This is a genomic window from Variovorax sp. NFACC27 (genome assembly GCF_048301545.1).
In the GTDB taxonomy this organism is placed as follows: Bacteria; Pseudomonadota; Gammaproteobacteria; order Burkholderiales; family Burkholderiaceae_C; genus Variovorax; species Variovorax gossypii.
Genome location: NZ_CP157613.1, coordinates 157,635 through 178,355, shown reverse-complemented (window position 1 = coordinate 178,355; position 20,721 = coordinate 157,635). Strand labels below are relative to the sequence as shown.

22 protein-coding genes are annotated in these 20,721 nt (G+C 70.0%); 17 read left to right on the top strand and 5 right to left on the bottom strand.

Annotation, left to right across the window (positions count from 1 at the left end):
* Positions 1 to 12 precede the first annotated feature (12 nt).
* The 7 genes from urtE to ABL840_RS00870 are packed head-to-tail and all read left to right on the top strand — an operon-like array spanning position 13 to position 7,106.
* Positions 13 to 702 (top strand): urea ABC transporter ATP-binding subunit UrtE, encoded by a 690-nt coding sequence (urtE, locus tag ABL840_RS00900; RefSeq protein ID WP_093300513.1) that lies wholly within the window; start codon positions 13 to 15, stop codon positions 700 to 702.
* Between the two features lie 38 nt (positions 703 to 740).
* A complete protein-coding gene (locus ABL840_RS00895) occupies positions 741 to 1,778 on the top strand; it encodes an aliphatic amidase (protein ID WP_093300511.1) in 1,038 nt (345 codons plus the stop codon).
* An 11-nt stretch (positions 1,779 to 1,789) separates the two neighbouring features.
* Entirely contained in the window at positions 1,790 to 2,800 is a 1,011-nt protein-coding gene (locus tag ABL840_RS00890) for an alpha/beta fold hydrolase (RefSeq protein WP_093300510.1), read from the top strand.
* Positions 2,797 to 3,615, top strand: coding sequence for a CbbQ/NirQ/NorQ/GpvN family protein (locus ABL840_RS00885; RefSeq protein ID WP_093300508.1), 819 nt, complete (start codon positions 2,797 to 2,799; stop codon positions 3,613 to 3,615). The genes ABL840_RS00890 and ABL840_RS00885 overlap by 4 nt, the downstream gene beginning before the upstream one ends.
* Complete coding sequence (locus ABL840_RS00880) at positions 3,612 to 5,252, top strand: nitric oxide reductase activation protein NorD (RefSeq protein WP_093300507.1); 1,641 nt, start codon at positions 3,612 to 3,614, stop codon at positions 5,250 to 5,252. Before ABL840_RS00885 ends, ABL840_RS00880 begins: the two co-directional genes overlap by 4 nt.
* A gap of 49 nt (positions 5,253 to 5,301) precedes the next feature.
* Positions 5,302 to 6,456, top strand: coding sequence for a transporter substrate-binding domain-containing protein (locus ABL840_RS00875; RefSeq protein ID WP_093195663.1), 1,155 nt, complete (start codon positions 5,302 to 5,304; stop codon positions 6,454 to 6,456).
* A 2-nt stretch (positions 6,457 to 6,458) separates the two neighbouring features.
* On the top strand, positions 6,459 to 7,106 hold the full coding sequence (locus ABL840_RS00870; RefSeq protein WP_240652270.1) for an ANTAR domain-containing response regulator: 648 nt from the start codon (positions 6,459 to 6,461) through the stop codon (positions 7,104 to 7,106).
* An 18-nt stretch (positions 7,107 to 7,124) separates the two neighbouring features.
* On the opposite strand, the gene ABL840_RS00865 is transcribed toward ABL840_RS00870, so the two are convergent.
* Positions 7,125 to 8,018: a LysR family transcriptional regulator gene (locus tag ABL840_RS00865; RefSeq protein WP_093300505.1), complete on the bottom strand. Its 894-nt coding sequence runs from the start codon at positions 8,016 to 8,018 to the stop codon at positions 7,125 to 7,127.
* A 77-nt stretch (positions 8,019 to 8,095) separates the two neighbouring features.
* On the opposite strand from ABL840_RS00865, the gene ABL840_RS00860 reads away from it, so the two are divergent.
* The 3 genes from ABL840_RS00860 to ABL840_RS00850 all read left to right on the top strand — a co-directional run bounded on the left by ABL840_RS00860 (position 8,096) and on the right by ABL840_RS00850 (position 10,417).
* Positions 8,096 to 8,317 (top strand): DUF1127 domain-containing protein, encoded by a 222-nt coding sequence (locus ABL840_RS00860; protein WP_240652269.1) that lies wholly within the window; start codon positions 8,096 to 8,098, stop codon positions 8,315 to 8,317.
* Between the two features lie 68 nt (positions 8,318 to 8,385).
* On the top strand, positions 8,386 to 10,071 hold the full coding sequence (locus ABL840_RS00855) for a hypothetical protein (RefSeq protein WP_093300504.1): 1,686 nt from the start codon (positions 8,386 to 8,388) through the stop codon (positions 10,069 to 10,071).
* 19 nt (positions 10,072 to 10,090) lie between these two features.
* Positions 10,091 to 10,417, top strand: a complete 327-nt coding sequence (locus tag ABL840_RS00850) for a hypothetical protein (RefSeq protein WP_093300502.1) — start codon at positions 10,091 to 10,093, stop codon at positions 10,415 to 10,417.
* A 12-nt stretch (positions 10,418 to 10,429) separates the two neighbouring features.
* Here the strand turns inward: ABL840_RS00850 and ABL840_RS00845 are convergent, their stop codons facing one another.
* Positions 10,430 to 11,470, bottom strand: coding sequence for a LacI family DNA-binding transcriptional regulator (locus tag ABL840_RS00845; protein ID WP_093300501.1), 1,041 nt, complete (start codon positions 11,468 to 11,470; stop codon positions 10,430 to 10,432).
* Between the two features lie 130 nt (positions 11,471 to 11,600).
* On the opposite strand from ABL840_RS00845, the gene ABL840_RS00840 reads away from it, so the two are divergent.
* The 7 genes from ABL840_RS00840 to ABL840_RS00810 all read left to right on the top strand — a co-directional run bounded on the left by ABL840_RS00840 (position 11,601) and on the right by ABL840_RS00810 (position 18,269).
* A complete protein-coding gene (locus ABL840_RS00840) occupies positions 11,601 to 12,467 on the top strand; it encodes a dioxygenase (RefSeq protein ID WP_093195669.1) in 867 nt (288 codons plus the stop codon).
* A 23-nt stretch (positions 12,468 to 12,490) separates the two neighbouring features.
* Positions 12,491 to 13,255 (top strand): SDR family NAD(P)-dependent oxidoreductase, encoded by a 765-nt coding sequence (locus tag ABL840_RS00835; protein ID WP_093300499.1) that lies wholly within the window; start codon positions 12,491 to 12,493, stop codon positions 13,253 to 13,255.
* Positions 13,252 to 14,142 (top strand): 3-keto-5-aminohexanoate cleavage protein, encoded by an 891-nt coding sequence (locus tag ABL840_RS00830; RefSeq protein ID WP_093300498.1) that lies wholly within the window; start codon positions 13,252 to 13,254, stop codon positions 14,140 to 14,142. Before ABL840_RS00835 ends, ABL840_RS00830 begins: the two co-directional genes overlap by 4 nt.
* 3 nt (positions 14,143 to 14,145) lie before the next feature.
* Positions 14,146 to 15,153 (top strand): quinone oxidoreductase family protein, encoded by a 1,008-nt coding sequence (locus ABL840_RS00825; protein ID WP_418116168.1) that lies wholly within the window; start codon positions 14,146 to 14,148, stop codon positions 15,151 to 15,153.
* Positions 15,154 to 15,179: 26 nt separating this feature from the next.
* On the top strand, positions 15,180 to 15,536 hold the full coding sequence (locus ABL840_RS00820; RefSeq protein WP_093300496.1) for a cupin domain-containing protein: 357 nt from the start codon (positions 15,180 to 15,182) through the stop codon (positions 15,534 to 15,536).
* Positions 15,537 to 15,601: 65 nt separating this feature from the next.
* Positions 15,602 to 16,591 carry a tripartite tricarboxylate transporter substrate binding protein gene (locus ABL840_RS00815; RefSeq protein ID WP_093300495.1) on the top strand — a complete coding sequence of 330 codons (990 nt, stop codon included), beginning with the start codon at positions 15,602 to 15,604 and terminating at the stop codon, positions 16,589 to 16,591.
* A gap of 1 nt (position 16,592) precedes the next feature.
* Positions 16,593 to 18,269 (top strand): amidohydrolase, encoded by a 1,677-nt coding sequence (locus ABL840_RS00810; protein ID WP_093300493.1) that lies wholly within the window; start codon positions 16,593 to 16,595, stop codon positions 18,267 to 18,269.
* A gap of 7 nt (positions 18,270 to 18,276) precedes the next feature.
* Here ABL840_RS00810 and ABL840_RS00805 read toward each other — a convergent pair whose 3' ends face one another.
* The 3 genes from ABL840_RS00805 to ABL840_RS00795 are packed head-to-tail and all read right to left on the bottom strand — an operon-like array spanning position 18,277 to position 20,676.
* A complete protein-coding gene (locus ABL840_RS00805; protein WP_093300492.1) occupies positions 18,277 to 18,936 on the bottom strand; it encodes a uracil-DNA glycosylase family protein in 660 nt (219 codons plus the stop codon).
* Positions 18,872 to 19,699: an isocitrate lyase/PEP mutase family protein gene (locus ABL840_RS00800; protein ID WP_093300490.1), complete on the bottom strand. Its 828-nt coding sequence runs from the start codon at positions 19,697 to 19,699 to the stop codon at positions 18,872 to 18,874. Before ABL840_RS00800 ends, ABL840_RS00805 begins: the two co-directional genes overlap by 65 nt.
* A gap of 59 nt (positions 19,700 to 19,758) precedes the next feature.
* Positions 19,759 to 20,676 carry a LysR substrate-binding domain-containing protein gene (locus ABL840_RS00795; protein WP_093300489.1) on the bottom strand — a complete coding sequence of 306 codons (918 nt, stop codon included), beginning with the start codon at positions 20,674 to 20,676 and terminating at the stop codon, positions 19,759 to 19,761.
* Positions 20,677 to 20,721: the final 45 nt, after the last annotated feature.

Sequence of the window (20,721 nt, the reverse complement as noted above, 5' to 3'; positions counted from 1 at the left end):
AGGAGAAAACGGATGCTCGAAGTTTCCGGACTGAACGTGGCCTACGGTGAATCGCAGGTGATCCGCGACGTGTCGCTGCATGTGGCACCCGGCGAGGCTGTCGCCGTCATGGGCCGCAACGGCATGGGCAAGACCACGCTGCTGAAGTCGCTCATCGGCTTGCTGCCGGCGCGCGGAGGCCACATCCGCCTGGGCGGCGCCGACATCACCAGGCTGCCCAGCTACCAGCGCGTGGCACAGGGGCTGGCCTTCGTGCCGCAGGGGCGCATGGTGTTCCCGTTTCTCACTGTGGAGCAGAACATCCTCTCGGGCGCGGCGAAGTCGGGCCACCGCACGGTGCCCGAGTACCTCTACCGCTTCTTCCCGGTGCTCAAGGACATGAGGCAGCGCAAGGCCGGCAACCTCTCCGGCGGCCAGCAGCAGATGCTGGCGATTGCGCGCGCGCTGATCTCCGAGCCGAAGCTGCTGATCCTCGACGAGCCGACCGAGGGCATCCAGCCTTCGATCATCAAGGAGATCGCGCAGACGCTGAACGTGCTGCGCGCCGAGCGCGGCTTCGCCATCGTGGTGTCGGAGCAGGTGCTGAGCTTCGCGCTCGACCTGGCCGACCGCTTTCTCGTCATCGACCGCGGGCGCCTCGTGCACGACGAGGCGCGCGCGACGCTCGACCAGGACAAGGTCAGGTCGTTCCTGACCGTGTAGCCATCTTTTTCCTCAACCCCTCTTTCAGGAGCAGTCCCATGAGACACGGTGATATTTCGAGCAGCAACGATTGCGTTGGCGTCGCGGTCGTCAACTACAAGATGCCCCGCCTGCACACCAAGGCCGAGGTGCTGGACAACGCCCGCAAGATCGGCGAGATGCTGGTCGGCATGAAGAAGGGCCTGCCGGGCATGGACCTGGTGGTGTTCCCCGAGTACTCCACGCACGGGATCATGTACGACGCCAAGGAGATGTACGACACGGCCGCCATCGTGCCCGGCGAGGAGACGGCCATCTTCGCCGACGCCTGCCGCCGCGCGAACGTGTGGGGCGTGTTCTCGCTCACCGGCGAGCGCCACGAGGAGCATCCGAACAAGGCGCCCTACAACACGCTGATCCTCATGAACAACAAGGGCGAGATCGTCCAGAAGTACCGCAAGATCATGCCGTGGGTGCCCATCGAGGGCTGGTATCCGGGCGACTGCACCTACGTGAGCGAAGGCCCCAAGGGCATGAAGATCAGCCTGATCATCTGCGACGACGGCAACTACCCCGAAATCTGGCGCGACTGCGCGATGCGCGGCGCCGAGCTCATCATCCGCTGCCAGGGCTACATGTACCCGGCCAAGGAACAGCAGATCATGGTGTCGAAGGCCATGGCCTTCATGAACAACACCTACGTGGCGGTGGCCAACGCGGCGGGTTTCGACGGCGTGTACTCGTACTTCGGCCACTCGGCGCTCATCGGCTTCGACGGCCGCACGCTGGGCGAATGCGGCGAGGAGGAGATGGGCATCAACTACGCCGAGCTCTCGATGGGCCTGATCCGCGACGCGCGCAGGAATGGCCAGTCGCAGAACCACCTGTTCAAGCTGGTGCATCGCGGCTACACCGGCACCATCAATTCCGGCGACGGCGACAAGGGCGTGGCGGCCTGCCCGTACAACTTCTACACGAAGTGGATCAACGACCCCGAGGGCACGCGCGAGATGGTGGAGTCGTTCACGCGCAGCACGGTTGGCACGCCGGAATGCCCGATCGAGGGCATTCCGAACGAAGCGGCCAAGCATCGCTGAGCCGCCGCGCCATGGACTACGAGATCTTCGAGCTCGGCGACGTCGTTCTGCAGCGGGGCGCCACCCTGCGCGGCGCGAAGCTCGCCTACAAGACCTACGGCACGCTCAACGCCGACAGGAGCAACGTCATCGTCTACCCCACCTGGTATTCGGGGCAGCACTACGACAACGAGTGGCTCATCGGCCCAGGCATGGCGCTCGACCCGGCGAAGTACTTCATCATCGTGCCCAACATGCTGGGCAACGGGCTGTCGTCCTCGCCGAGCAACACGCCGCAACCCTACGACCTCTCGCGCTTTCCGAACGTCACGCTCTACGACAACGTGACGCTGCAGCACCGGCTGGTGACGCAGAAGTTCGGCATCGAGCGCATCGCCCTGGTGGTGGGCTGGTCGATGGGCGCGCAGCAGACCAACCAGTGGGGCTGCCTGTACCCCGACATGGTCCGGCGCATCGCGCCCTTCTGCGGCTCGGCGAAGACGGCGCCGCACAACATCGTGTTCCTCGAGGGCGTGAAGGCGGCGCTCACGGCCGATGCCGCGTGGAACGGCGGCTGGTACACCACGCCGCCCACGAGGGGCCTGCGCGCGGTGGGCCGGGTGTACGCCGGCTGGGGCCTGTCGCAGCCCTTCTACATGCAGCAGCTGTGGCACGAGCTGGGCTTCAGTTCGCTCGAGGACTTCCTGGTCGGCTACTGGGAAGGCTTCTTCCTGAAGAAGGACGCGAACAACCTGCTGGCCATGCTGTGGTCGTGGCAGCACGGCGACATCAGCGACAACCCGGTGTTCAAGGGCGACTTCAAGAGAGCGCTCGGCGCCATCAAGGCACGCGCCATCGTGATGCCGGCCGAGCGCGACCTGTACTTTCCCGCGGCCGACAACGAGTGGGAGGTGTCGCACATGCCGAACGCCGAGTGCCGCCCGATCCCGGGCGTGTGGGGCCACTTCGCGGGCGGCGGCAGCAGCCCCGCCGACACCCGCTTCATCGACGACGCGCTGAAGGAACTGCTCGCCACACCATGAACGCACCCGTGCACGATCCGCTCGCGGCCTACCGCATCGAGTCCGAGCCCTTCTACCGGCCCGCGGGCAACGAGGTGGCGCTCTACCGGCAGGCCTACCGCCACCGCATGCCGCTGATCCTCAAGGGCCCGACCGGCTGCGGCAAGACGCGCTTCGTGGAGCACATGGCCTGGTCGCTCGGCCGGCCGCTGGTGACGCTGGCCTGCAACGAGGACATGACGGCCTCCGACCTCGTCGGACGCTACCTGCTCGACGCCAACGGCACCGCCTGGCACGACGGTCCTCTGACGCTGGCGGTGCGGCACGGCGGCATCTGCTACCTCGACGAGGTGGTGGAGGCGCGGCAGGACACGACCGTGGTGATCCACCCGCTGACCGACGCGCGCCGCATCCTGCCGCTCGACAAGAAAGGCGAGCTGGTGCATGCGCATCCCGACTTCCAGCTGGTGGTGTCGTACAACCCCGGCTACCAGAGCAGCGCGAAGGACATGAAGCCATCGACGCGCCAGCGCTTCGCGGCGCTGGAGTTCGACTATCCGGGCAGCACGCTCGAAGCGGAGATCGTCGCGCACGAGGCCGGGGTCGGTCTCGATCTCGCCGCGAAGCTGGTGGCCATCGCACGCTGCTCGCGCGAGCTGAAGCACCGCGGGCTCGACGAGGGCGTGTCGACGCGCATGCTGATCTACGCGGGCGTGCTGATCCGCGACGGCGTGACGCCGCGCGAGAGCTGCGAGATGACGATGACGCGCGCGCTGACCGACGACCCCGACATGGCGAGCGCGCTGCAGGGCTTCGTCGAGGCGCAGTTCGGATGAGCGAAGGGCACGGCGGCCTCGGTGCGCTGGCGCTGCTGGCACGCGGCCTGGCCGGCATCGACGTGGAAGTACAGCCCCTGCCGGGCACGCGCGCCGTGCTCACTGGTCGCAGGCTGCTGCTGCCGGAGAGCGCCACCGGGCCGGGCCTTCGCCGCGCGATGGTCGCGCATGCGGTCGCGCACCTGCGCCACTCGCAGCCCGCGCGCCCGGCGCACACGCTCAGGCCCATGGGCATCGCCATCGTCTCGGCCATCGAGGATGCACGCGTCGAGCGGCTGCTGTGCCGCGACTTCCCCGGCCTGCACGGCTGGTTCGCCGCGTCGCTGCCGCCGGTGCCCGACGCGCTCGACCTGGGCTTCGCCGCGCTCGTCTCCCGCATGGACCGCCTGCTGCTGCTGCCCACCTCGCAGGACGACAACCACTGGGTGAACAAGGCGCGCCGCCTGTTCGAGGAGACCGCCGCCGGCGCGGGCCTGGAGGACTACGACGCCTTCCGTGCCATCGCCTCGATCCTCGCGAACGACCTGGGCCAGATGCGCGTGCGCTTCGAGCCCCGCGACTACGTCGTGCCCGCGCCCTGGCGCGACGACAACAGCTATCTGTGGGACTTCGCCGAAACCGATGCGGCGCCCGACGAAGCCATCGCGCTGCAGCAAGCGGGCGCACGGCCGCCACCGCCGCCTTCCGACGCGCCGACCGAAGGCAGCGCCCCTCCCCCGGATGCCGTGGGCGACATCGAACTCGGCCGCTACACGTATCCCGAATGGGACCGCAGGCTCGAACGCCTGCGCACCGACTGGTGCACGGTGATCGAGAAGCTGCCGGCATGGCAGGGCCTGCTGCCGGCGCGCGAGCAGGCAGCACCCGGCAGCGAGCGCATCGCCCCGCTCGCCCTGCCCCGCGCGAGGCACCTCGACCGCACGCACCGCCTGCGCCGGCAATGGGAAGGCGACGACATCGACCTGAATGCGGCCATCGAGGTGCTGGTCGACCGCCGCCTCCGGCTGCGGCCCGACGCGCGCCTGTTCATGCGCCCGGGCAAGGGCCCGCGCCCTTCGAGCGTGCTGGTGCTGCTGGACCTGTCGGCTTCCGCCAACGACCCGGGGCCGCATGCGGCTTCGCTGCTCGACATCGAGAAGCAGGCCGCGCTGATGCTGGCCGCGTCGAACGCGCGCGGCGTCGACCGGCTCGCGATCCACGGCTTCTCGTCGAACACGCGCGCCGAGGTTTACTACTACCGCCTGCTCGAATCTGGCATGCCGCTGGACGCGCCGGCGCGCGCCATGATCGGCGCGCTGCGCGGGCGCTACTCGACCCGCATGGGCGCCGCGCTGCGCCATGCCACGTCGCTGATGCGCGCCGAGCCGCCGGGCCAGCGCGCGGTGCTGCTGGTGACCGACGGTGCGCCCTCCGACATCGACGTGCACGATGCGCGCTACCTGATCGAGGATGCCCGCCAGGCCGTCGCCGAGGCACGCGATGCCGGCGTGCGCGCCGCCTGCGTCGCGGTGGACGGCGCGGCCGACGCCTATGTGCGGCGCATCTTCGGCTGGCGCGACTATTGCATCGCCGACGACGCGCGCAGCCTGCCCGCCCGGCTCGCGCGCATGAGCGCACGGCTCGCCGCCGCCCACTGACACCGCCGACTGAAGACTATGATGATTCGACACCCCAGGAGACTTCAGCGTGGCTGACAAGGACCCCATACGCGTCGGCATCCTCTATTCGGAAACCGGCGTCACATCGACCATCGGACTCTCGCAGCTGCAGGGCGCGCTGCTCGGCATCGAGGAGATCAACGCGGCCGGCGGCGTGGACGGCCGCGAGATCGTGGCCGTGCGCTACGACCCGCAGTCCAACCCCGCGCGCTACGCCGTGCTGGCCGAGCGGCTGATCGTGCAGGACCGCGTGAACGTGATCTTCGGCTGCTACATGTCGAGCAGCCGCAAGGCCGTGATCCCGGTCATCGAGAAGTGGAACAAGCTGCTCTTCTACCCGACGCTCTACGAGGGCTTCGAGTACTCGGGCAACGTGATCTACACCGGCGCCGCGCCCAACCAGAACAGCGTGCAGCTGGCCGAATTCATGACCACGAACTTCGGCGCGCGCGTGTACCTGATCGGCTCCGACTACATCTACCCCTACGAGTCGAACCGCATCATGGGCGAGCTGGTGATGCAGCGCCCCGGCAGCGAGAAGCTCGGCGAACGTTATGTGGCGCTGGACGCGGGCGAGCGCGACTACCGGGCCATCATGGACGACATCCGCGACAAGCGGCCCGACTTCATCTTCTCGACCGTGGTGGGCGACTCCACCGCGAGCCTGTACCGCGCCTACGCCGAGGCCGGCTTCGACCCGAAGACCATGCCCATCGCCAGCCTCACGACCTCGGAGGCCGAGATCTCGCAGATGGGCCACGGCGTGGCGACCGGGCACTTCACGGCGGCGCCGTACTTCCAGTCGATCGACTCGGCCGCCAACCGGCGCTGCCTGGCGATGCTGCGCGCGCGCTTCGGCGACGGCTGCGTGCCCAACCTGTGCTGGGAGGCTTCGTACTTCCAGATGCACATCTTCGCCAATGCCTACCGGCAGGCGGGCAGCGATGGCATCGCGGAGATCCTTCCGCACATCCTGGGCAGCGAGTTCGACGCGCCGCAGGGGCTGGTGAAGATCGACCCGACCAATCACCACACCTGCCTGTACCCGCGCATCGGCCGGGTCGATGCGCACGGCCAGTTCACCATCGTGCGGCAGGCAACGCGGGCGGTGTACCCGGACCCCTATCTCGTCACCCACTCGCTGGGCGACTGGACCGCCAAGCTGGACACGCTGGAGGCCTGAGCGTGGAAGGCCCGGCTCCAAAACGGCACACCCTGCGCGTGACCCCGCCGCAGCTGAAGGAGCTGCGGCTGCTGAAGATCGCGGTGATCCACCCCGACGACAGCGACGGCCGCCAGCTCACGCAGCAGCTGCAGCGCATCGGCTGCCAGGTGCAGGCTTTCTGGCCGCCGGTGCAGGTGCTGCCGGAGGGCATCGACGTCGCCTTCATGGCGGTGCAGCCCGACTTCATCAACCTGCGCTTCGAGTGGACCCGCAGCGAGGACGCGCCGGCCATCATCGCGGTGGTGACCTACGAGAACCCGACGATCATCGAGGCGGTGCTGGAGATCGGCGCCAAGGCGGTGCTGCCGTCGCCGGTGCGCTCGTTCGGGCTGTTCTCGGCGCTGGTGGTGGCGCGCGAGGCGCACAAGGAGGCGCGCTCGCTGGCCAAGCGGCTGCGAAAGGTCGAGGCCAAGCTGCTGGGGCAGCGCCGCATCGCCGAGGCCAAGGCGATATTGATGAAGACGCACGACGTGTCGGAGGGCCAGGCCTACGACCTGATCCGCGACCAGGCCATGAGCAAGCGCACGACAACGGAAGAGATCGCCACTGCCATCGTCAACGCCAACGAGATCCTCTCGCTGGGCATGCGCAAGCCCGACGGGGCCTGACACCCGGCAGGCCGCCGGTCAGGCCTGGCTGAAGGTCTTCAGCACCTCGAGCACGCTCCGCGTCGCGCCGTCGAGCAGCGCATGCTGGCGGTGCGCGATGCCCACGCGGCGAGTGAGCTTCGGGCTCACCGGCAGGACCTGTATGCGGTCGTTCCCCGGTGCGACGTCGGTGGACTGCTGCAGCGGCAGCAGCGCCGCGCCGTAGCCGGCCGCCACCAGGCTGCGCATGGCGGCGTCGTAGTTGAGCTCGATGCGCGCGCGCGGCGCGAAGCCGGCGGCGGCGAACCATTCCATGGTTAGGCGGTACATGTGCGTGGTCGCCTCGTTGAAGATCAGCGGCTGCGCCGCCAGCCACGCGGGCGTGACGCGCTTCGGCGCCTTCCAGCGGCGCGGCACGAAGGCCATCATGGGCTGCTCGCACCAGGGCGTGACGACGATGCCGCGCAGCGGCGGCTGCGGAATGGCGACGAGGCCGATGTCGAGCGTGCCCGCCGCCAGCCGCTCCATGGCCTCGTAGGAGCCGCGGATGCTCACCTCGACGTCGATGCCGGAGTGCTCCGCGCCCAGCGCCTCGAGCACCTGCGGCAACAGGTCGACCAGCACGCCGGTGGATGTGCCCAGCCGCACGCGGCCGGTGCGCCCCTCGGCCTGGCGTTTGACTGCCTCGACCGCGTCGTCGGTATCGCGCAGCAGCTTGCGCCCGCGCTCCACCAGCGCGGCCCCTGCCGCCGTCGGCGTGATGCGCCGGTTGCCGCGCACCACCAGCGGCGCGCCCAGGCGCGATTCGAGCTCGCTGATATGCAGGCTCACCGTGGCCTGGGCCAGGTGAAGCGCCTGGGCGGCGGCCGAGAAGGTGCCGAGGTCGACGATGGCGATGAGGGTGCGCAGTTGGTCGAGGTTGAGCTGTCGCATGGGCTGTGCCGATATCAGGAAGCCTGATTGCCAGGCTCAGAATTCTCAACTTCCACAATATCACGCCCGGCGGGAAGATGAGCGCACCAACCAAGGAGCCCATCGTGAATGCGCCGAAGCCAACGTCCTTTCATCAACGCCTGATCCATGCCCTGCGCGGCTGGCGCCGCCGCGTGGTGAATCGCCGCCGCGCACGCGCCGATTCGCGGCACCTCGCCGGCATGAGCGAGCACGAGCTGCGCGACCTGGGCATCGGGCGCAGCGAAGTGCCCGGGCTGCTGGACGAGCACCGCTACTGAGCACGAGGCCTTTCCGTCGCCGGCATCTCTTCAGGTAACGCCCTCGTTTTGAGGTTCAAATCGGGGGCGTGCCCAAGCCAGCCCCACACGCAGATCACGTTTCCATAGAGCTCACCTCGCCGCAGTCGGTGAACGGCAGGCGCGCGGCCTTCCAGTCGCTGTGGCTGCTGGTGCGCATGCAGCACGCCCACGAGGCCGACGCCGGCGTCGTGCGACTGGCCGACCTGCGCGGCGAGGTGTCCGACGCCAGCACGCTGCGCATGGTCGTGAGCCGCGCCTTCCGCGACTTCAAGACCTGGGGCATCGACGCCGGCTGGGGCGAGGACACGCAGCGCGAGCCCCGCTTCCTGAACGCCGAGCGGCGCAGCCAGGGCCCCTTCTGGCTGCCTGCCGCCGAGGCGAAGCGCGTGCGCGTGCTGGTGCAAGGCCGCGCGGCCACCGCCGCCGAGATCGCGTCCTTCCTCGGACTGCGCTCCCGCAGGCATCAGCAGGCCGCCGGCTCGCCGCCGCCCGATGCGGTGCACCTGCAGGACGCGGCTTTCTGGAAGCAGCTCGTCGCCTCGCAGCAGGCGGCGCGACAGGGGCGGCTGATGGCGCCCGTCGCCGGCGAGAAGGCGGGCGAGAACCTGGGCGGCAGCGCCCTCGAATCGATCCGCCTCGCCGGCACGCTGGCGGCCACCGACTTCCAGCGCGCGCTGGTCACGCTCAACGAGGCCATGCTGTGGCGCCGGCTCGGCGACAACGAGCAGGCGCGGCGGCGGCTGCAGGCGCTCAAGAAGCAGCGGCTCGCGCACCACGTGGCGGGCAGCGACTACCTCGGCGCGATGGAGTGCATCGTCTCCGCGTGGTGCGCCTATACCGCGCGCGACCTGCCGCTGGCGCAGTCGCTGCTGAGCGGCATGGCCGAGGACGCAGTGCGCGGACTGGTGCTGCGCCACCACCCCGACGTGCGCTTCGAGTGGTGCAACCTGTGGGCGCTGGCCTGCCGCTCGCGCGCGCTGACGCTGTCGGCAGACGACAAGCCCGCCGCTGCCGCGCTGGCCGAGGAGTCGCTGCAACGCTTCGGCGAAGCGCTGGCGGCGGCCTTCGAGTCGCACTCCTTCGACGCGGCGCAGCACGTGGCGGCCAACATGGGCATGGCCGCGTGGCTGTTCGACCGCGTGGGCCTCTCCGACCTGCCCGCGCTGGCGCACGACGGCAACACCGACACCACCCGCCGCGCGGTGCAGTGGATCGCCTTCAGCGAATGGCTCTGCGGCCACACAGACGGCCAGGGCCGTTCGGCGTGGAACGCGATCTACCTGATGCGCATCGCGCGCGGGCACTGCCGGCCCGAGCAGCAGCCCACGCTCGCGCAGTTCCGCGCGCAGAAGCCGCTGGATCCGACCGCCATCTCGAAGCTGGCCGGTCCGCTCGCCGATGCCTTCGATGCGACCAACTGGCCCGCGCGCTGGGTGCAGGTGGCGCAGGCGCGGCTGGCCGACCACCAGGCCGGACGCCGCCGCTATCCGGGCCTGCAGCACTGCAGCCTGCTGTTCGAGCACGCCTGGTACGCGGCGCATGCCGGCGACCTGAAGGCCGCCGAGCAATCGCTGGCGCTGCTGCGCGAGGCGCTGCCCCAGCTGGTGCCCAGCGACCGCGCCTACTTCACCGAGTCGTGGAACGACACGCTGCCGGCCGAGCTGGTGCTGGAGGCGAAGCCGCCGCGCCGTCCCGCCGCGCGCAGGAAGGCCGCGCCGCGCGCTGTACGCTAGGGCCTGTTTTCATCCGAGCATGTCCGACAAGCCCAACGACCCCATCGACCTGGCCGCGCACCGCGAGCGCCGCGCGAGGCTGCAGCAGCAACGCGAGAGGCAGCAGCGCACGAACGGCTCGCCGCCGGAGCCCGGTCCGGACGAAGTGCCCTGCCCGCGCTGCAAGGAGCCGATCTACGGCAAGGTGCGGCAGTGCCCCCATTGCGGCGTGCACTTCGTCGGCAGCGCGGCGGACTTCGCGCCCAGGCCGAAGATGTCGCTGCGCGCCAAGTGCATCGTCGCGCTGGTCACGCTGGTGCTGCTCTACATGGGGTTCAGCGACGACATCGCCCGCTGGTGGTGGTAGGCCCGCCGCGGCTCAGCGCGTGCCGGCCGGCGCGCCGGTCGACTTGCGCACCACCAGCTCGGGGCGCAGCACCACGGTCGAGGCCGACATCGAATGGCCGTCGATCTCCTCGAACAGCATCTCGGCCGCGCGCCAGCCGAGTTCGCGGTGCGGCAGGCGGATGGTGGTGAGCGGCGGGTCGACCATGTCGACCAGCGGCATGTCGTTGTGGCCGGTGACTGAAATGTCCTGCGGCACGCGCAGGCCCGCCTCGCGCAGCGCGTCGTAGGCGCCCAGCGCGACCAGGTCGTTGCAGCACACCACGGCCTGCGGCGCGGCTCCGGCCGCGAGCATCTGCTTCATCGCCTCGGCACCGGCCTCGCGGCTGTAGCTCGCGCACTCGACCACGCGGAAGGGCTTCATGCGGTGGTCGCGGAGAGCCTGCTCCACGCCCAGTCGGCGGCCCACGCCGGTGGGAATGGTCTGCGGGCCCGCGAGATGCGCGATGCGCTTGTGGCCGAGCCCCACCAGGTGGTCGACCGCGAGCTTCATCGCGAGCCGGTCGTCGCTCACCACGGCCGGCAGGCGGCCGGTCTCGTCGGCGCGGTTGACCAGCACGGCCGTCATGCCCGCCTTGGTGACGAAGTCGACCAGCGGATCGTCGCGCGTGGCGGTGGCCATGACCACGCCGTCGACGCGCTGCGCCAGCATGCGCTCCAGCACCGGCCGCGCGAGCGCGTGGTCGACCACGTTGGTGACGAACACGAAATACCCGCGCGCGGCGGCGCTGGCCTCTATGCCCTGCAGGATCGGCGGGAACACCGCGTTGGTGATGTCGGGCACCAGCACGCCGATGGTGTGGGTGCGCCCCGTGCGCAGCGCCGAGGCCGCACGGTTGGGCCGGTAGCCCAGGCGCTGCGCCGCCTCCTCGACCACGCGCAGCACCTCCTCGCTGATCAGCGAGCGCTTCTCGGGGCTGAGCGCGCGCGAGACGGTGGACACGTGCACGCCGGCGGCGCGGGCGACGTCGCGGATGGTGACGGGTGAGGACGGGGCGGGTTGGTTGGCGCTCATTGGTGCAAACGATTGTCACCGGGTGCAGTGGCTTCAGGCGGCTTTCTGCCATTCAGACACCCCGGATTGCCGCCATTTTACTTTTCGGCGATTTGGACTAATATCGTGCAAACGATTGCAAAGGCTTGCCATGAACATCGCCACCTCTCCCCACTCGGTGCTGGGCCACGTGCTCGACGCCATGAGACACACGCCCGACTCCAGGCTGCGCACCGTGATGGAAGCGGTCACGCGCCACCTGCACGCGCTGGTCCAGGAAGTGAAGCTGACGGAAGAAGAGTTCGAGCAGGCGCTCGAATTCATCGTCGCCATCGGCCAGGCCACCGGCGAGACCAAGAACGAGGTGGTGCTGGCGGCGGACATCCTGGGCGTGTCGACCGTGGTCGCGCTGCAGAACAACCAGGACCCGCAGGGCGAGTCGCCGGCCGCGCTGCTCGGGCCCTTCTGGCGCGCGAACGCGCCGGCCTGCGCGCAGGGCGAGAGCATCGCGCGCTCGGGCACGCCGGGCACCCCGCTCGAGGTGACGGGCACGGTGCGCGACCACGAGGGCCGGCCGGTGGCCGATGCCACCGTCGACGTGTGGCAGGCCTCGCCGGTCGGCCTCTACGAGAACCAGGACCCGTCGCAGGAAGACATGAACCTGCGCGGGCGCTTTTCCACCGATGCCGAGGGCCGCTTCCACTTCCGCAGCGTGCGTCCGGCCGGCTACCCGGTGCCGACCGACGGCCCCTGCGGCGTGCTGCTGCGCGCGCAGAAGCGCCACCCGAACCGGCCCGCGCACCTGCACTTCATGGTGAGCAAGCCGGGACACAAGGTGCTCATCACGCAGGTGTTCGCCGATGACGACGAGAACCTGGAGAGCGACCCGACCTTCGGCGTGACGCGCCGCTTGATCGGCCGCTTCGCGCTCGCTCCTGACGGAAAGAGCGCCTCGCTGCACCACGACTTCGAGCTCGAACCCGGCGAGATGAAGTTTCCCCGCCCACCCATTCCCTGAATCAACTCTTCCGCACCACATCCATGAGCTTCGACCCAGTCTCCAGACTAGACGGCAAGGTCGCCGTCATCACCGGCGGCCTAGGCGCCATCGGCTACGCCACCGCCACGCGCCTCGCTGCGCTGGGCGCCACCTGCGTGCTGCTGCACCGCAAGGGCGACGATGCCGCGGCCCGTGCGGCCGCCCTGCCCTCGGCCAGCGGCCAGCGCCATGCGGCGATCCGCGCCGACATCGTCGACACGCCGAGCCTCGTCGCCGCCGCAGCCGAGGTGAAGGCCACGCTCGGGCGCTGCGACATCCTCGTCAACAGCGCGGGCCACACGAAGCCGGTGCTGGCCGCCGACCTCGACGCGCTGACCGACGAGCTCATCGACGACATCGTGCGTTCCAACTTCCGCGGCGTGTTCGCCACGATCCGCGCCTTCGCGCCGCTGCTGAAGGCGAGCGGCGACGGCCTCGTGGCCAACATCTCGTCCATCGCGGGCTTCACGGGCGTGGGCAGCAACCTCGCGTACGTGGCGGCCAAGGCCGGGCTCGACGTGGTGGGCGATGCACTGGCCAAGGCCCTGGCGCCGGCGGTGCGCGTGGTGTCGGTCTCGCCGGGCGCGGTGGAATCTGGCTTCGTGCCGGGGCGCGGCGCGGAGTTCGCCAGCAAGATGGCCGGCACCACGCCGCTGGGCCGCATCGGCCAGCCCGATGACGTGGCCGCCACGGTCGAGGCGCTGGCCACCACCATGCGATTCGTGACCGGCACGCGCATCGTGGTCGACGGAGGGCGCCACCTGTGAGCAACGCCAAGACACTCATCACCTGCGCCGTCACGGGCAACCTCGTGAAGCCGGAGCAGACGCCGCACCTGCCGATCACGCCGGTGCAGATCGCCGACGAATGCCTGGCCGCCGCCGAAGCCGGCGCGAGCCAGGTGCACATCCACGTGCGCAACCCCGAGACCGGCAAGCCCTCGATGGAAGTCGAGCTGTACCGCGAGGTGGTGGACCGCATCCGCCGCGGCAACCGCGAGCTGATCGTCAACCTCACGACCGGCCCGGGCGGGCGCTTCATTCCCAGCGAGGACGACCCGAAGATCGCCGCGCCCGGCACCACGCTGCTGCCGCCCGAGAAGCGCGTGGAGCACATCGCGCTCATCAGGCCCGACGTGTGCTCGCTCGACCTGAACACCATGAACTCCGGCCCCGACGTGGTCATCAACACGCCGAAGAACGTGCGGCGCATGGCGAAGGTGATGCGCGAGGCGGGCGTGAAGCCCGAGCTGGAGATATTCGACTCGGGCGACATCAACCTCGCGCTCGACCTCATCGCCGACGGCACGCTCGACGGCCCCGCCATGTGGACCTTCGTTCTCGGCGTGAAGTACGGCTTCGCGCCCACGCCGGAGACGCTGCTCTACGCACGCAACATGCTGCCGCGCGGCGCCTTCTGGAGCGCCTTCGGCATCGGGCGCATGGAGTTCCCGATCGTCGCGCAGGCCTGGCTGCTGGGCGGCCACGTGCGCGTGGGGATGGAGGACAACATCTACCTCGAGAAGGGCGTGCTCGCCGAGAGCAATGCGCAGCTGGTGGCCAAGGCGCGCGACATCCTCGTGAGCCTGGGCGGCGAAGTCGCCAACCCGCGCGAGGCCCGCGCCATGCTGGGCCTGCCCGATGCGAGGAGCTGAACGATGAGCGCAGCAGCCATGCACCCCGCCCACAGCTCGCGCGCACTGCGCGTGAACGAGAAAGCCGCCGACCTCGACGCGTTGCGGCTCGAAGCGGCGCCGCAGGCCGAGCCGGTGCCTCCGCCCGCCCATGCCGTGGTGCGCGTCGCGGCCGCCGCGGTGAACCCCAGCGACGTGAAGGCCACACTGGGCATCATGCCGCAGGCGGTCTGGCCCCGGACACCCGGCCGCGACTTCGCGGGCACCGTGGTGAGCGGCCCTTCGGAGTGGATCGGCCGCGAGGTCTACGGCTCCGGCGGCGACGTGGGCATCACGCGCGACGGCTCGCATGCGCGCTACCTGGTGCTGCCGGAGCAGGCGCTGCGCGCCAAGCCTCGCGGCATCTCGATGGACGAGGCCGGCGCGGTGGGCGTGCCCTTCGTCACCGCCTACGAGGGCTTCCGCCGCAGCGGCATGCCGCAGGCCGGGCAAACGGTGCTGGTGCTGGGCGCCAACGGCAAGGTCGGGCAGGCGGCGGTGCAGCTTGCCTCGCAGGCCGGCGCGCGCGTGATCGCGGTGCAGCGGCACGCCGGCCCTTTCCAGGGCTTCGCGGCCGGGCCGGTGGACACGATCGACGCGCGCCACCACGCCGACGTGGGCGCGCGGGTGCGCGAGCTCACCGACGGACGCGGCGCGAACATCGTCTACAACACCGTGGGCAGTGCCTACTTCGAGGCGGCCAACAAGGCGATGGCCAAGGGCGCGACGCAGATCTTCATCGCCACGCACGACCGCGCGGTGCCCTTCGACATCTTCGCGTTCTACCGGGGCATGCACACCTACGTGGGCATCGACTCGCTGGCGATGGACTGCGTCGCCAGCACCGCGCAGCTCGACGCGATGCGCGAGGGCTTCGAGCGCGGCACGCTGAAGCCCTTTCCGGTGGCGCGCCACTTCACGCTCGACGAGGCACACGACGCCTACCGGCTGGTGCTCTCGGGCAGCACCGACCGCGTCGTGCTGCGCCCCTGAGTCCTTTCCTTTCCGGAGCACACCCCATGCACGTGACCCGCTTCAGCGAGGCGCCGCACTACGAGGCGCCCAACCATTTCGACATGCGCTGCCTGCGCCTGCAGGGCAAGGAAGCCGGCCCCTCCACGCAGATGTGGATGGGCATGAGCCAGATCCTTCCCGGCGGCCACACCGGCCTCGACGGCTCGCCGATGGAAAAGCTCTACCTCGTGCTCGAGGGCCAGCTGCACGTGGTCGGCGAGATCGACGGCACGCGCGAGGAAGAAGTGCTCGGCCCCTACGACAGCTGCCGCTTCGCGCCCGGCGAGAAGCGCCAGCTGGAGAACCGCGGCAACCGGCCGGTGCTGGTGGCGCTGGTGATGCCGAACGCGCCGCCCGCATAGCACGGCCCCTTCCCTTTTCCCGGTCATTCATCGCTCAACCAAATAGATCAACGGAGACAAGACGCATGAAGAAGACTTTCAACCGGAGCCGCCGCCACACGCTGGCGATGGCGGCGGCCCTCGCAGCCTGCGCGCTCACGGGCGCCCACGCGCAGGGCAACTGGCCAGGCACGCAGGCGGTCAGGCTGGTCGTGCCTTTCACGGCAGGCAGCGGCACCGACATCGTCGCTCGCCTCGTGGCCGAGAAGCTCGGGCCCGCGCTGGGCACCAGCGTGATCGTGGACAACAAACCCGGCGCGGGTGGCACGCTGGGCGCGGCCATCGTGGCCAAGTCGCCGGCCGATGGCTACACGCTGCTGGTGCACTCGGCCGGCCACCTCGTGAACCCGTGGATCTACAAGGGCCTGTCGTACGACACCATCAAGGACTTCACCGGCATCACGCCGATGGCCAGCCTGCCCAACGTGCTGGTGACGGCGCCCTCGCACTTCTCGGACGTGAAGGACCTCGTGGCCAAGGCGAAGGCCAAGCCCGGAGGCTTCAACTACGGCTCCGCGGGCAACGGCTCGGCCACGCACATGAACGCCGAGGTGTTCCGCCTCGCGGCCGGCGTCGACGCGCAGCACGTGCCCTTCCGCGGCACGCCCGAGGCCATGACCGAGGTGATGGCCGGACGCGTCGACTGGTTCTTCGCGCCGATGGTGTCGGCCCTGCCGCTGATCCAGACCGGCAAGCTGCAGGCGCTGGCCGTGGGCACGGGCAAGCGCTCGTCGGCGCTGCCGAACGCGCCGACGACTGTGGAAGCCGGCGTGCCGGGCTCGGAGTACCTGTTCTGGGTCGGCCTGTTCGCGCCCGCGAAGACGCCGCAGCCGGTGGTCGACCGGCTGCAGGCCGAGATCGCGAAGATCATGGCGTCGCCCGAGCTGAAGGAGCGGCTGGAGAAGCTGGGCGCCGAGCCGTTCACGATGCCTTCGGCGCAGTTCAACAAGTTCATCGTCGACGAGACGGCGAAGGCCCAGCAGGTCGTGAAGGCCGCCAGCATCAAGGTGGACTGACATGGCACGCACACTCCTCTCGGCGGCGGCCATCGCCGCCAGCCTGCTGCTGCCCGTCGCCGCACAGGCGCAACCGGCAGACCTCGTCGTCACCAACGCGAAGATCGCCACCCTCGATGCCGCTGGCACCATGGCGCAGGCCATCGCCGTGCGCGACGGCCGCATCGTTGCCGTGGGCAGCGCGGCGCAGATGGGCGCTTTCACGAGCCCCGCGACACGCACCGTCGACGCCGGCGGCCGCACAGTCATTCCGGGCCTGATCGACTCGCACATGCACGCGGTGCGCGCTGCGCTGAGCTACTCGACCGAGGTCAACTGGATCGGCGCCGGCACCATCGCCGAGGCGATGGCGCGCATCCGCGCCGCGGCGGCGAACGCGCGCCCCGGCGGATGGCTGATCGTGGCCGGCGGCTGGACCGAGCAGCAGTTCGCCGAACGCCGCCGCCCCACGCTGGCCGAGCTGCAGGAGGCCGCGCCGAACAACCCGGTGTACGTGCAGCTCTTCTACGAGGCGGTGGTGATGACGCCCAAGGCGCTGGAAGCGCTGGGCGTCGCGCCCGGCACGCTGCCCGCGGGCATGAAGCCGACGCCCGACGGCGCGCCGGGCTGGATGAGCGGCGACATCGTCGGCATCTCGGCGCTCTTCGACAAGCTGCCCAAGCCCACCTACGACGACAACGTGGCCGGCACGCGCGCCTTTTTCACCGAGCTGAACCGCCTCGGCATCACCGGGCTGGTGGACCCGGGCGGCTTCAGCATCGCGCCCTCGCAGTACGCGGCGCTGTTCGAGCTGTGGCGCGAGAAGGCGCTGACGCTGCGCGTGGCCTACAGCGTGTTCGCGCAGAAGCCCGGCGCCGAGCTGCAGGAGTTCCGCGACCTGACGCAGATGCTGCCGATGGGCTTCGGCGACGACATGCTCAAGTTCAACGGCCTGGGCGAACGCGTGACGCTCGCGATGTACAACAACAACTTCCCCGACGAGGCGGCGAAGGCGAAGTTCTACGAGCTCGTCAAATGGGCCGCGCAGCGCAAGCTGGCCGTCACCATCCACTGGCAGGAGAACGGCTCGGTCGACCACCTGCTGGGGCTGTACGAGAAGCTGAACGCCGAGGTGCCGATCAAGGACCTGCGCTGGTCCATCGCCCACCTCGACGACGCCTCGCCCCAGACGCTCGCACGCATGAAGGCGCTGGGCATCGGCTGGACCATGCAGGACGCGATGTACTTCCAGGGCGACCGCGCGCTCGCCATGCGCGGCGAGGCCGCACGGCGCATGCCGCCCATAGGCACCGCGCTGCGCGCCGGCGTGAACGTGGGCGCTGGCACCGACGCGCACCGCGTGGCCTCGTACAACCCCTTCGTCGCGCTGCAGTGGATGCTCGACGGCAAGACGGTGAGCGGCAAGGCCATGCGCGGCCCCGACGAGACGCCCACGCGCGAGCAGGCACTGCGCCTGTACACCGCCGGCAGCGCCTGGTTCAGCTTCGACGAGAACAGGCGCGGCACGCTGGAAGTGGGCAAGCTCGCCGACTTCGCCGTGCTCGACCAGGACTTCTTCGCCGTGCCGCTGGAGCGCATCGGCAAGACGACATCGCTGATGACGGTGGTGGGCGGGCGCGTCGTGTACGCGGCGCGGCCGTTCGACGCCGCGGGTGCGTCGGTCGCCTCGGCGCCCTGAAGATTGCTCAGAGCCCCAGCGCGTGCCGCACCCGCTCGCGCAGCACCGGCAGCACGTCGCTCTCGAACCACGGGTGGTGCTTGAGCCAGCCCGTGTTGCGCGGCGACGGATGCGGCAGCGGAATGAAGCGCGGCGCGAAGTCGGCGAAGGCCTGCACGGTCTCGGTGACGCCGGCGCTCGCCTTCCTGCCGAGGAAGTGGCGCTGCGAGTACTGGCCGATGAGCAGCGTCAGCTCGACCTGCTTCATCTGCGCGAACAGCCTGTCGTGCCAGAGCTCGGCGCATTCCCTGCGCGGCGGCAGGTCGCCGCTCTTGCCGCGCCCCGGGTAGCAGTAACCCATCGGCACGATGGCCACGCGCGCGGCGTCGTAGAACACCGTGCGGTCGATGCCGAGCCAGCGGCGAAGCTGGTCGCCGCTGCGGTCGTTCCACGGCACGCCCGTCTGGTGCACCGTGAGGCTGGGCGCCTGCCCGACGATCAGCAGCCTGGCGCTCGCGCCGGCCTGCACCACCGGCCTGGGGCCCAGCGGCAGGTGCGCCTCGCACGCATGGCAGGCGCGTACCTCGGCGAGCAGCGCCTCCAAGGACTCGGCCGGCAAGAGCTCAGTCGGCAAAGGGCTTGAAGAAGGCGTTGAGCTCGGCGCCCGGCGCCGCGTCGGCGAAACCATCGAAGCGCCCCTCCGCCAGCGTGCGCGCGGCGCGGATGAAACCGCCCCAGGCCGAGCGCGCCAGCCCGCCGCCCACGCTCACGCGGCGCACGCCGAGCTCGGCGATGTCCTGCATCGTGAGTTCGCTGGGCGCGCCCACGAGCAGGTTGACCGGCTTGCCTCCGGCAGCGGCGACCACGGCGGCGATCTGCTCGCGGGTCTTGATGCCGGGCGCGTAGAGGCAATCGGCGCCCGCGCTCGCATAAGCCTTGAGCCGCGCGATGGCGTCGTCGAGGTCGGGCCGGCCCACGAAGAAGTTCTCGGCGCGGCCGACCAGCAGCACGTCGGCGCCCGATGCATCGATGGCCTTGCGCGCGGCGCGCAGGCGCTCGACCGCCACGTCGACGGGGAAGAGCGGATCGGCGGCATTGCCCGTCGAGTCCTCGATGGACAGGCCCGCCACGCCCATCTCGACGGCGAGGCTCACGCTCTCGGCCACGCCCCGCGCGTCGGCGGCAAAGCCGTTCTCGAAGTCGGCGTTCACCGGCAGGTCGGTGGCTTCCACGAGTTCGCGCAGGTGCGCCAGGATGTGCTCGCGCGACATCGCGCCGTCCGCATGCCCCTGCGACCAGGCGAAGCCCGAGCTGGTGGTGGCCAGCGCCTTGAATCCCAGCCCTTCGAGAAAGCGCGCGCTGCCCGTGTCCCAGGGGTTCGGAATGACGAAGCAGCCCTGTTCGTGGAGGGCACGGAAGTCGGCGCGTTTCTGGGCGATGGTGCGGGTCATGGCGGTGTTCGGCTTTCTTTCTTGTTGCGTGGGAGAAAACAGGACGGCGGGAAGGGCGGTCAGGATACGCCGGCCCCCGGTTCCGCAGCGCCCGGCGGGTTTTGCAGCAAGTGGTCGATGAAGGCGCGCACTGCCGGCAGCATGCCGCGGCGCGAGGCGAAGGCGGCCTGGATCTCGCTGGCCGCGCAAGCCCACTCGCCGCACAGGCGCAGCAGCCGGCCGTCGGCAAGGGCATCGCGGCACATGATCTCGGGCAGCAGCGCGAGCCCCATGCCCTGCTCCGCCAGGTGCCTCAGCGCGAACATGTCGTCGGTCACGAAGTGCGGCGTGAAGGCGAAATCATGCGACTGGGCACCGCGCTCCAGTGCCCAGTGGTAGCGCTCGTTCTCCGCGGGCAGCGACAGCACGGGCCACGCGGCCAGGTCGGCGAGCGACTGCGGCATGCCCAGCCGCTCCACCAGCGCGGGGCTGGCAAGCAGCACGTCGACGGTGCCGCCCAGCGGGCGCGCGACCAGGCTCGAATCCTCGAAGGGCGGGCGCCGCACGCGCAGCACCACGTCGATGTTCTCCTGCAGCGGGTCGACGCGGCGGTTGCTCACCTCCAGCTGCAGCCGCACGCCGGGAAAGGTGCGCATGAATGACGGAATCAGCGGCGTGAGCCAGAACTGCGCGAGCGTGAAGGGGCAGCTCACGCGCAGCAGGCCCTGCGGCTGCGCGGTGGCCTGCCGAGCCACGTCGAAGGCTTCCTCGCCGGCCGCCACGGTCGCCTGGCAGCGCTCGTAGAACTGCCGGCCCACGCTGGTGAGCAGCAGCCGTCGCGAACTGCGCTGCAGCAGGCGCACGCCGATGCGCTCCTCCAGCAGCGAGACGCGCCGGCTCAGGCGCGACTTGGGAATGCCCAGGTGCCGGCTGGCGGCACTGAAGCCCTGCTGCTCGACCACGTGGGCGAAAAGGGCGAGGTCGTTGAAGTCTTCCATGTCTCTTCCGGTTTTTTTTCGGCCTTCTTCGTTCTGCTGGCGGAA